The sequence below is a fragment of the Marinisporobacter balticus genome (assembly GCF_004345705.1).
Lineage (GTDB): Bacteria > Bacillota > Clostridia > Peptostreptococcales > Thermotaleaceae > Marinisporobacter > Marinisporobacter balticus.
Map to the genome: position 1 here is coordinate 1 of NZ_SLWV01000047.1, position 12,061 is coordinate 12,061.

Here is a 12,061-nt window from a genome sequence, read left to right on the forward strand (position 1 = left end):
ATCTAAAAAAGATGACTCCTGTTCAATACAGAAATCATCTTCTTAATGTAGCATAGGCTTTTTTAAATTGTCCTTGACAAAGGGTACATTTTAAAATTCAAAGAAGGTTTTTTATCTTATTTCATTAAAAGAATTTTCATTTCCTAATTGACGTGGAACACATGCATTAGGAACTTCATACAATATCCCGTCAATGACCACATTTGTTTCTTTCATCAAATCAAAGTTTTTCATTTCTACTGTAACTGCATTTTGCTTAACAACTTTCACTTTTGGTCTTAGTGGAAAATCTGGCTTTATTTCTTCTACTACACCAATTTCTCCATTACTCAACTGCACTAAACTCCCTACTGGATAAGGTATTATTTTTTTTATAAAAACTCTTACCATATCAAAATCAAAATTTCCACCCGCACTACCCATAATGAGCTCAATAGCTTCATTTGCTGGCAAAGCCTTTCTATACGGCGTATCGGAAACCATTGCATCATAAGTATCTGCAATTGCAACAATTTTTGACAATTTATTAATTTTATTTTCTGTATATCCATAAGGATACCCTGATCCATCTATTCTTTCATGATGCTGCAACGCAATCAGTTTTACACTTGTATTCAAATCATATCGCTCTTTTAAATAATCATATCCTTTTTTTGCATGTTCCTTAACGATTTCATACTCTTGATTCGTTAATGCTTCCCTTTTCAAAAGAATCTCCTTAGGTATAAATGATTTACCTACATCATGTAGCATTGCGCCTATACACAAATCATACAATTCATCTTTATTTAAACCAAGTTCTATTCCTAAAACCAATGATAATACAGCAACATTTACTGAGTGTCGATAAGTATAATTGTCTATACTTTTTACATCTACTAAATTAATAACCATATTTTCACCCGTTAAGATTTCTTCTACAACCTCTTTAGATATACTATTTAATGATTGAAGATTTTTTTCTCTTGTTTGTAGTAATTGCTTTGCTTTTATCGAATTATTATTTTGCCCAAAATATTGATCCAAATTATCAAATGTATCTTTAATAGTAGTAATTGCAGAATTTCTTAGTTTTGGACTAATAATATCTTCAATCTCATTGTCACTATATTCATCATGAATATAGATACTATAGATACCATTTTCTTTAATTCTCTCTAAAAGATTTTGATTTAACCTTATCCCTTTTTGTAATAAAATTCTATTGTTTCGATCATTTAATGTTTGGGCTAAATACATCCCTTCCTTTGCATAATCAATGGGTACAAGTCTCATAGTCATTACTCCTTATATTTTCACTAAATATTTTCTTTATTAAATATTTCTTCTACTAAACCAATTATATCAAATTTCTACATTTTCTGCGGTTTTTTTTAATAGCATTAAAAATATTTATATTTTTATTTTTATTCTATCACTTGTCCTTCCTTTTTAGAACATGCAAATTTCTTGCAATAATTTTTTTCCCTCTCCAACTAAAGGCTCTGTTTCCATATATTCTTTTAAAAGCTTTATTAGACATCTCTGAAATTTCTTCTTCCTTAAGGGTATAGATCAAAGCCGTTTTAAATTCTCTCATATTTGTATTTGCTATATTTTGATTGTGAGGGCATATATCCTGACAAATATCGCAGCCAAACACCATATTGTTTTTCTTTAAGATATGTATTTCTTCCCCTGTCAGTTCTTCCTTTTTCTGTGTAATAAAAGATACGCATTTTCTTGGATCTATTTTAAAACCACCAAGGATTGCTCCTCCTGGACATTTTTTTATACAGGCACCACATCTCATACAAGTTTTATCTAATGGTTTATCTTCTTCAAAAGGATAATTATTTATGATATATCCAATAAACACGAAAGAACCATATGGATCTGTAATAATATGATTGTTTAATCCAAAATATCCTACCCCTGCTAAATACGCTAAATATCTGTCTACTAACGGTCCTGTATCTACAAAAGATTTATACGAAAATCCTTTTATATGTGCTTTAAAGAATTCTCCTATTTTCTCTAGCTTTTCTTTGATAATCATATGATAATCTATAGAATAAGTATATTTTGAAATATTTGAATTCTCAAAATTCCCTGTAAAATAAGGAAATAAACAAACAATAATAGATGCTGCATCTTCCATCTGCTCTTTAGGATCGGTTCTCTTTTTTAAATCTTTTTCTTCCATCCCTGTAATATACCCTTTATCTACGCGATCCCTTAATATCTTTTCTAATTCTTTGTAAGGTCCAACAGGTGCAATTCCAACATGTTCTATGTTTAACTTTTGACAAAATTGTATTAAACTTTTTTTCACTTTTATTTCTCCACTTCCTTATAATTTCATCTCTTCATCTAAATAAAATAGATAAATGAAGCTATCTTTTACTCGTTTTTGTGTTATTTTCTCTAAAGCTTCTTTATATAATGCCACTTGAACACGATATTTCTCTACAGTTTCTTCTTTATGCCCAAAACCTACATAATCTGTTTTATAATCTACTAAAACATATCCGTCCTCTTCCTCAAAATAACAATCTATAACCCCTTGAATTAAAAGGTTTTCTTTACAATTCTCTAAATCTGGTATTACCTCAACAGCTTTTTTTACATAATTAAAAGGTACTTCTCTAAAAACATTTTGTGATTTTAAAATACGCTCTCCAATATTACTCTTAAAGAAAGTAATAATTTTCAAAATATCTACTACATCTGCTTCTTCTGGTTTTAATAATTCAGCCCTTACCATTTTACGAAGTTGTTCTTCTATTTTTCCCTTACTTTCTATATGCTTCAAATCCAAATGCTGCATGATAAAGTGGATAATTGTCCCCTTCTGTGCTGGTGTAAAATCTTTTTGCGCATCCATAAATTTAGGCTTTTGAATTAAAGCGGGAATATTCATCCCCATCCCTGCTAGTTCCTTAAATGATATTCTTTTAATCTCCGTTACAGATAATTTGGAAGAAATTTGCGTAGCTATTTTATTCGGATCATACCAATTTAATCTTTTATCTACAAAATCTTTATCTTGTGGATCACTAATTTGGAAATCATTTAAAACCTTTTTAAATGCCAATTTATTTATCTTTTTTTCTACTTCTTCTGTTTGAATATCTTTTTTATTTATTTTTTTCACAATCCACTTAGAATCATCTTCTAACAGCAATGCCTTATCCCAAACTACCCCAGCCCACGCTCTTAATTTTTCTCCATCTTTATGTCTTATCAACGCAGAACCGATCCAATCTAAATAGCTTTTTGAACGAGATAAGTAGAAAGGATTGATTCGCCCCATCCATTTCTTTGCTGATTTTTCTATATCTCTTATAGATCCTAAAAGTATAAGCTTGTCTTTCGCTCTTGTAAGTGCCACATATAATATGCGCATTTCTTCTGATAAACTTTCTATTTTGATTCTATATTTCATCGCAATTTTTGCAATGGTATCTGTATATTGTCTAAGGTTTGGATCTACATATTTTGGTCCAATCCCCAAATCCTTATGGAACAATACTTGGGAATTTATATCCATTAAATTAAATTGTTTTCCCATACCTGCTACAATCACTACGGGAAACTCCAATCCTTTACTTTTATGAATACTCATAATTCGAACGACTTTATCATTCTCTCCTAATGTTTTCGCTGTTCCCATATCCCCACTACTATTTTTTAACTTATCAATAAATTTAATAAAATTAAACAATCCTTTTATGGATGTATTTTGAAATTGGCGTGCACGATCTGCTAATATTCTTAAATTGGCTTGTCGTTGTACCCCTCCAGGCATAGCTCCTATATAATCATAATACCCTGTTTCTTTTAAAAGCTTCCAAATAAATTCATCAATATGAATATATCGCGAAACTTCTTTCCACTCTTTGATCTTCTTCAAAAATCGAACGCATTTATCACTCAGTGGGTCATCAGCAGTCTTCATATATTCTTGTACAGCTTCAAAATAAGTTTTTTCTTTACTATGCATTCGAATTTGAATCATTTCTTCTGTATTAAAGCCCCCTATCGGAGAACGCATAATACTAAGCAATGGAATATCCTGCATTTTATTGTCTATTACTTTTAATAAATTCATAAAAATATTCACTTCTATGGCTTCAAAATAACCTGTGTTTATATCTGCATAAGCAGGAATACCTTCTTCAATAAAAACTTCTAAGAAAGTCTGCGCCCAATTTTTTGTAGCTCTAAGAAGCACAACCATATCTTTATAATTAATTTTTCTATATTGCATAAGCTTATTATCATAAATTTCCTGATCTATTAATTCTTTGATTCGTTTTGCAACAATCCTTGCCTCTACTTCCATATCCTCTAATTCTTCTAGTTCTTCTAGTTCAACGTCTACCTCTTCTTTATTTTTTTCTATGATATTTAGTTCTATTTCTAAATCGTTCAGTGGCTCATATTCAGCACCCTTATACAGATAAGCACTTTCATCATAATCTATTTCACCAAATTCCTTGGTCATAATATTTTTAAAAATAAAGTTAATTCCATCAATAACTTCTGCTCTACTTCTAAAGTTCTTACTCAAATCGATTCTACGATTTAATGATTCTGAATCTTCTTCGTAGGTTTCATATTTCTCAATAAAAAGTGTTGGATCTGCTAATCTAAATCGATAAATACTTTGCTTTACATCTCCTACCATGAATAAATTATTTTCTCTTTTAATAAATCCCAATATGGTTTCTTGCACAATATTGCTATCTTGGTACTCATCTACAAATATATATGCAAACTTTTTTTCATATTCTTTTGCTACTTGTTCATTTTGTAAAATTCTTAAAGCATAATGTTCAAGATCATTAAAATCCACAATGCCTTTTTCTATTTTTTTCTCATGATACATGCTTTCAAAATCATTTACTAAGTTATATAAATATCTCATATATGGATACAATTCATTCAAGTCTTTCACATATTCTTGTGGATGCTTCATCAAAATATCTTCTTTGATATCTTTTATAATCTCTTTTCCTTGTTCTCTTAATCCCTTTACTTCTTCTTTTAATACTTCATCAACATCTTTTGAAAGTCTACCTAATCTTTTATGTTTTGCATTTTGCAGTATATCATAAAAAACATTTAATCCTAATCTTAACCCATTACGCAATTCATCTATTAAATGAATGTCCTCTAAAATTGCATCATGATATCCTGCTGGTCCTAAAGGTTTTTGACACAAGTTTTTACTTTCAATAAATACTTCTTTCGCTCCTACTAATGCAATACAAATCTGATCTACAATAGCCTTATGCCATGTAGTTTCATCAAAAGACGATTCTTCTAAAGAAAATTCTTCAACCTTCTCTTTTAGCCATTCTTTTGGATATGGCTTACTTTGAATAAATCCATACAATCTTAAAACCAAATCCAAAAGAGGCGTATCCTCTTTATTTCCGCCAAACCGTTCTACTAATCCTATAAAGCCTTCCTCAGCCTTCTCATATTCCTTCTCAAATAGTTCTTCTAACGCCTCAGCCTTCATAATACTCGTTTCTGTCCCATCTCCAATACGAAAATTGGGATCTATATCAATCAAATGAAAATATTTTCGTACTACATTAATACAAAATGAATGGAGTGTACTAATAGATGCTCTATTTAACAGATTGATTTGCTTTCTTAAGTGTTCTTCATTTTTATCCTTCTTTTCTAGTTCCTTTAAAATTGCTGCACCTATTCTTTCTCTCATTTCTCCTGCTGCTGCATTCGTAAAAGTTACAATCAATAATCTATCAATATCTATCTTATCTTTTATGATCAATTGAATGATTCGCTCAACCAATACAGCTGTTTTTCCTGATCCTGCTGCTGCTGCAATCAAAAGGTTGCTCTCTCTTGCATCAATGGCATTTTGTTGATCTTTTGTCCACATAACCATTTTTATTCTCCTCCCTTGGTCTTTCATATACATCTATGTTAAGAGATAATCAATAGTAAGTTCACTAATCTTGGTCACTATTTCAATTTTTTTCTTATCCCTAAATATTTTTTATCATTTCAATCCTATACAAAATTATATCATAGTAGATAAAAACCCTCTATCTATTCAGATAAAGGGGTATTTTTATTTATATTGATTATTGAACAATCCTTTTAAATACTACTTAGACATATGAAGCATATTTACATTTTTAGGATTGAACAAGATCTTTTTTTCAAATCCTTGTTTTTCTTCAACAAAAATATAATCATCCACAAGTGCACTTGCTGAGCTCGGTTGTAAGGTTGTTATGTGCATCTTATTATCTTCATCTGTAGTATAAATCCAAAGTTTCAATTCTCCTAATTGAATGTATCCATCAAACAAAACAAACGCTCGGTCACTGTCCTTTACAAGCATTAGCCAATTTTGCCCATCATCCCACATAATCTCGCCATCAGCATCTCTCTCCGCTGCTGTATATAACTGAACTTCCTCATCCTCATTGTCCCCATCTACATCAATACGATATTTCTCAAGTAATGTTAGATTTTTTGTATCTATTAAATCTTTCGATTCAAAGATCATTTGTGTTTCATTTCCTTGATCCACTACATTATGATCCTTCGTGAAATAAAGTTTATAGGACACTACAAGCAGGATTAAAAAAATAGCCACGACTGCTTTCTTTCTTATATCTTTTTTCATTTTCGGTTCCCCATTTCAGTAATTATTTTAAATGAATATTTTCTATTAAATATATCTTCCTTGAGCATTTATCATGTCATAACCCGATTTCAAGATTTGCTCATATCTAAAGCAATCTACTACATGGTCATTAACTAATCCTGTAGCTTGTAGATAGGAATATATTGTAACTGGACCAATAAACTTAAACCCCCTATTTTTCAACTCTTTACTTACCACTTTAGATAGTTTAGTTTTTGCAGGAATTTCTGATTCATTTTTCCATACATTGATTACAGGTTTATAATCAACAAACTTCCAAATGTATTCACTAAAACTTCCAAATTCTTTTTGAATTTGAACGAATCTTTGAGCATTGTTTATGGATGCTTCAATTTTCTTTCTATTTTTTATTATTCCTTCATTTTTTGTGAGTTCTTCAATCTTTTTATTATCAAAATTAGCTACTGAAATAGGATTAAAATAATCATATGCTTTCCTGTAATTTTCTCTTTTTCTTAAAATTGTTATCCAGCTTAAACCTGCCTGTGCAGATTCCAATATCATGAATTCAAAATGTTTCCTATCATCAAATACTGGTACACCCCATTCTTCATCATGGTATTTAATATAAATTTCATCTTTTTTACACCAAGAACATCTTTTCATTATGGTATCCTTATTATCATATCCATAAATCTCCAAGATTTATTCCTCCTTCTAAATACATTTAAATTGCTAACGCTTTCATCTTAGATATTGGCATAATAATATCTAACCTTATCCATGATTAAAAAACTAATTAGCCAATAGAATCTTTCTAATCTTTCTTAATCTCTTAATAATAGATACTGTAAGGCTATATCCATATCCTTTATTTCTATATTCTTCAAGTACATTCAAAAATCCAATTGCTCCATCATCATGTGTCATAATCCAAGCAACTACGCTTCTATCTTCTCATATATACGAAATCATCCAATCTTCTACTACCACAAAGTATTCTTCATCTTCACATTTTTCTAATAATAATTGTAACTCATACTATGTTACTCATTACCCCCACCTAGCCGTTAGTCTTTGGACAAGGATATTTTATTTACTAAATCTATTTATAGCTACATTTTATCATTTTAAGTAATATATAGTAAGCAGATGTTACCTTATGAATAAAAAATATACCCCGAAATATTCATAGCTTTAGATTTTAATAATCATATTACAAAATATAGAATTATGATCTACAATTTTTTCATTTTTGTGTTTATATTTTGTGGTAGCATAGTATAACTCTATTTTTCTACGATTATTTTCCAATATATTTCTTCTAATAGAAACACTTATCCCTTGTTCTTAAAAATCTGTAAATTTTATTAACAGTGGGTTATAAATCTATTCCATTCATTCTACGGAAAATAGTCCATAAAAAGCACCATTGTTCAAGGTGTTTTTTATGGACTATTCTTTACTTAAATGAATTCAATACCAAATTCATCAATCTTGTTTGTATATCTTTCCCAATATTATTTAATCTCTTCTATTGATCCTATAGCAGCCCTTAGACCAAGAAGATAGCTATCAAGACCAAACCCACAAATCTGACCTTTTGCAATCTCAGAAAAAACAGAATGATGACGAAACTTTTCTCTTGCATGGATATTGGACATATGAATTTCAATAATTGGTACCGTAAGAATCGCTAATGCATCTCTTATCCCATAGCTATAATGAGTCCAAGCACCAGCATTAATAACCACAGCATCTATATTTTCCATAAAAGCTTGATGAATTCTTTCACACATATCTCCTTCATGATTCGTTTGAAAACTTATCACTTCAACACCTAGTTCTTTTCCAAGTTCTGTCATATTTTCATCAATCTCCTCAAGGGTGATTGTACCATATTGAATTGGATCCCTCTTTCCAAACATATTGTGATTTACCCCATGTAGCATTAATATCTTTTTCATTTTACTCCTCCTAGTACAATAAATTCGTAACATAAAGTTATATTTTTTCCTTTATTTATATATCATTATCAACCGTATCCACTCTTTAACCTCTGATCATCGCGTGAATGTTTGAATGATTAACAATTCCTTGATGCTCTTTCTTTTCATTTCTTCTTTGCTATTCATTTTCTGTTTTTTTAGGTCTTTCATGTCTTTCAGGTTTTTTAGGTCTTTGTTGTGCTTCACTTTTCATTTTATCCGCTGTATCTTGTGAGATTACGCCTGCCTTTACTAGTTCTGCAAGTCTATCTCCTTTTTCTCCTTTGTTATTCTTTTTCTCTTCAAAATTTGCTTTTCTTTCTTCCGTTGTCATTGCTTTTACTTTTTCCATTTCTAATTTTCTTTCTTCCGTTGTCATTGCTTTTACTTTTTCCATTTCTAATTTTCTTTCTGCTTTCTTTTCTTCATTGAATTCTTCCCATTTTGTCGCTTCACTTTGTGTGATGATTCCATCTTCTACTAACTTTTTTGTATGTTCTTTGAACTTTTCTTCTTGTTCTACTGCTCTCATATCATGCATTTTTTGTGCTACTTCATCCGCAATCTCTTGTGAAAATATTCCTAATTTTACGAGTGCTTCTAGTCCATTTCCTCTATCTTCTCTATTATTCTTCATTTCTTCAACATTACCTTTTCTTTCTTCCGCTGTCATTGCTTTTACTTTTTCCATTTCAGTTTTTCTTTCTGTTTTCTTTTCTTCATTGAATGCTTGCCATTTTGTTGCTTGTTCTTGTGTAATAACACCGTCCTTTACCAATTGGTTGATTTGCTCTTGCACATTCACTTTTCTTTTTTCTGTATTTGCTTGATCTCTATTTTGCATTACACCTTTTGTTTTTGGTATTTGTTGTTTTGAATTTAAGTTATCTGCAAAAGCCATACCTGCCATAGAAAACACCATTATGCCCACTAATATACCATTCATTATTTTTTTACTTTTCATTTTAATTCCTCCTCTTTTTTTATTTGTTTCTACGAGATTATTATAGGCAGGAATTGTGATGATTTCATGATGAATCTATGTGGTTTCTGTATAATTTTTTATTTTTTTAAAATTCTCATTGCATTGAATACAGCCAAGATGGATACACCAACATCTCCAAATATTGCTAACCACATAGGTGCACGTCCAAAGAATGCTAAGATCATGATCCCTAATTTAACAGAAATAGATAAGAAAATGTTTTGCCTTACAATGTTTTTTGTAGCTTTTGCTATTTTTATGGCATAGATCAGCTTTGATGGTTCATCATTCATAATGACTACATCTGCTGCTTCTATAGCTGCATCTGACCCTACACCACCCATTGCAACTCCTACATCTGCTCTCGCTAAAACAGGTGCATCATTGATGCCATCTCCAACAAATACAAGCTTTTTTTCTCCTTTATGCTTCATAAGTATTTCCACTTCTTCTACCTTTTGATTTGGTAGTAATCCATATTTATAATTTTCAATGCCTAATTCATGTGCTACTGTATGTGCTGTTACTTTTCTATCTCCAGTAAGCATCACGATACTGTTCATTCCTAATTGATACAAACCTTCAACTGCTGCTTTTGCATCTTTTTTTATTATATCCTTAATGATGATATATCCTGCGTATTTTCCATCAATAGCAGTATATACAATGGTTCCTGCTTCTTCACTTTCTTTTATATCAATCCCTTTTTCTTTTAAGAATGTACTATTTCCACTTGCAATATGCATGCCTTCAACATCTGCTTCTACACCTTTTCCTCTTGTTTCTTTATAATTTTTTATATTTTCCTTATTAGTTTCTCGTCCATATTCCTTAACAATAGATACTGCAATTGGGTGTGTTGAAAAACTCTCGACATAAGCTGTAAACTTTACTAATGTTTCTTTGTCTATTCCATTGGTTGTGATGATGTCATATACTTTAAACTGTCCTTCTGTCAATGTACCTGTTTTATCAAATACCATTACACCCGCTTTACTTAACGCTTCTAAATAATTCCCACCTTTCACCAATACACCATTTTTAGATGCTGCCCCGAGTCCCGCAAAGTAAGACATGGGAATGGATATAACCAAAGCACATGGACAAGAAACCACTAAAAATGTAGCACCTCTTAATATCCAGTCAGAAAAACTTTGTCCTTTCATAAATAGAGGTGGGATCATAGCAATTATTATTGCTATAAACACAACCGTTGGTGTATAGTATTTAGCAAATTTTGTGACACTTAGTTCTGTTTTCGCTTTTTTAGCACTAGCATTTTGAACTAGGTCAAGAATCTTAGACACTGCTGATTCTTTAAATGCTTTTGTAACTTTTACAGTTAATACACCATCTATATTAATACAACCACTGGTGATTTCATCTCCATCTTCTAAATCCTGTGGTACAGCTTCTCCTGTTAATGCTTTCGTATCAACAGAAGATGTCCCTTCTATAACAACACCATCTAGTGGTACTTTTTCACCTGGTTTTACAATAATTATCTCCCCAACACACACTTCGTCGGGCGATACTTTTTTGATTTGCTTCCCAATTTTCAAATTCGCATATTCAGGCCTAATGTCCATCAGTTTTGCGATAGATTTTCTGGAAGATGCAACAGCTCTCCCTTCGAAATACTCTCCAACCTGATACAAAAGCATAACCATTATTGCTTCAGGATATTCTCCAACCCCTATAGCAGCAAATGTTGCGATCGTCATTAAAAAATTTTCGTCAAATATTTCTCCTCTTTTAATATTACTGATAGATCTTTTGATGATATCTGCTCCAATGATTAAATACCCTATTATAAATGAAGCAATTCCCCATGTGTTTTCTTTAAAGAACATGGCTATTGCTAAGGCTGCTAAACTGAATCCCATTCTTTTTAATAGTCTATTGTTGTCTTTCTTTTTATCTTCTAACTCTTCTGTTTTATTCTTTTGTATTCCTCCTTTTTCCTTCACCCGAACTCCTGGTTCTACATCTATTGCTATTTTAGAAGCCTTTTCAATGACTATATGTTGTTCTTCCTTTTTCATTTCAATTGTTATTGTAGATGTAGCAAAGTTTAATGTGGCATGCTCTACTTCCTCTAAGGCATTAACCTGTCTTTCAATCTTTGATGCACAGTTTGAGCAATGGAGTCCTTCAATAAAAAGTTCAATCTTTATGGTATTTTCATGATTACTACAGTAAGAATGACTCTCTTCTTCATCTGAATATTCTCTCATATCTTCTTGTGTATAATTTTCATGGCTATGAACAACTTCTTTCATCCCACATCCATTATTATGATGATCCTTCACTTTATTATTCAATACCATTTATTTCTCCCCCTTATGTTTAATGAGTTCTCACAGAAACTCATCTGCCCCTGTGATTACTCTCTTTTATTAATTTAATTTTTTATCGATTCCCCCATTTTTTTTTGCATAAAATACT

The 12,061-nt window shown here is 30.9% G+C and carries 8 protein-coding genes and 1 pseudogene; all 9 read right to left on the bottom strand.

Going from position 1 to position 12,061, the window contains the following annotated elements; translation table 11 throughout:
* Positions 1-111: 111 nt before the first annotated feature.
* A complete protein-coding gene (locus EV214_RS17885; RefSeq protein ID WP_132248264.1) occupies positions 112-1,275 on the bottom strand; it encodes an HD-GYP domain-containing protein in 1,164 nt (387 codons plus the stop codon).
* Between the two features lie 139 nt (positions 1,276-1,414).
* Complete coding sequence (queG, locus tag EV214_RS19005; RefSeq protein WP_132248266.1) at positions 1,415-2,314, bottom strand: tRNA epoxyqueuosine(34) reductase QueG; 900 nt, start codon at positions 2,312-2,314, stop codon at positions 1,415-1,417.
* 18 nt (positions 2,315-2,332) lie between these two features.
* On the bottom strand, positions 2,333-5,908 hold the full coding sequence (gene addA / locus EV214_RS17895; protein WP_132248268.1) for a helicase-exonuclease AddAB subunit AddA: 3,576 nt from the start codon (positions 5,906-5,908) through the stop codon (positions 2,333-2,335).
* 222 nt (positions 5,909-6,130) lie between these two features.
* Positions 6,131-6,658: a hypothetical protein gene (locus EV214_RS17900; RefSeq protein ID WP_132248270.1), complete on the bottom strand. Its 528-nt coding sequence runs from the start codon at positions 6,656-6,658 to the stop codon at positions 6,131-6,133.
* 45 nt (positions 6,659-6,703) lie between these two features.
* A complete protein-coding gene (locus EV214_RS17905) occupies positions 6,704-7,342 on the bottom strand; it encodes a DNA-3-methyladenine glycosylase I (protein ID WP_330571344.1) in 639 nt (212 codons plus the stop codon).
* A gap of 93 nt (positions 7,343-7,435) precedes the next feature.
* Positions 7,436-7,576: pseudogene (locus tag EV214_RS17910) on the bottom strand (GNAT family N-acetyltransferase); the annotation flags it as partial.
* A gap of 584 nt (positions 7,577-8,160) precedes the next feature.
* Positions 8,161-8,607, bottom strand: coding sequence for a type II 3-dehydroquinate dehydratase (aroQ, locus tag EV214_RS17915; RefSeq protein ID WP_132248274.1), 447 nt, complete (start codon positions 8,605-8,607; stop codon positions 8,161-8,163).
* A gap of 160 nt (positions 8,608-8,767) precedes the next feature.
* Positions 8,768-9,592: a hypothetical protein gene (locus EV214_RS17920; RefSeq protein WP_132248276.1), complete on the bottom strand. Its 825-nt coding sequence runs from the start codon at positions 9,590-9,592 to the stop codon at positions 8,768-8,770.
* 98 nt (positions 9,593-9,690) lie between these two features.
* A complete protein-coding gene (locus EV214_RS17925; protein WP_243116720.1) occupies positions 9,691-11,943 on the bottom strand; it encodes a heavy metal translocating P-type ATPase in 2,253 nt (750 codons plus the stop codon).
* Between the last annotated feature and the right edge of the window lie 118 nt (positions 11,944-12,061).

Excerpts from the sequence above, each read along its gene's own strand:
- EV214_RS17885 (WP_132248264.1), bottom strand. The coding sequence starts at position 1,275 with ATGAGACTTGTACCCATTGATTATGCAAAGGAAGGGATGTATTTAGCC.
- addA (WP_132248268.1), bottom strand. The coding sequence starts at position 5,908 with ATGGTTATGTGGACAAAAGATCAACAAAATGCCATTGATGCAAGAGAG.
- EV214_RS17900 (WP_132248270.1), bottom strand. The coding sequence starts at position 6,658 with ATGAAAAAAGATATAAGAAAGAAAGCAGTCGTGGCTATTTTTTTAATC.
- aroQ (WP_132248274.1), bottom strand. The coding sequence starts at position 8,607 with ATGAAAAAGATATTAATGCTACATGGGGTAAATCACAATATGTTTGGA.
- EV214_RS17920 (WP_132248276.1), bottom strand. The coding sequence starts at position 9,592 with ATGAAAAGTAAAAAAATAATGAATGGTATATTAGTGGGCATAATGGTG.
- EV214_RS17925 (WP_243116720.1), bottom strand. The coding sequence starts at position 11,943 with ATGGTATTGAATAATAAAGTGAAGGATCATCATAATAATGGATGTGGG.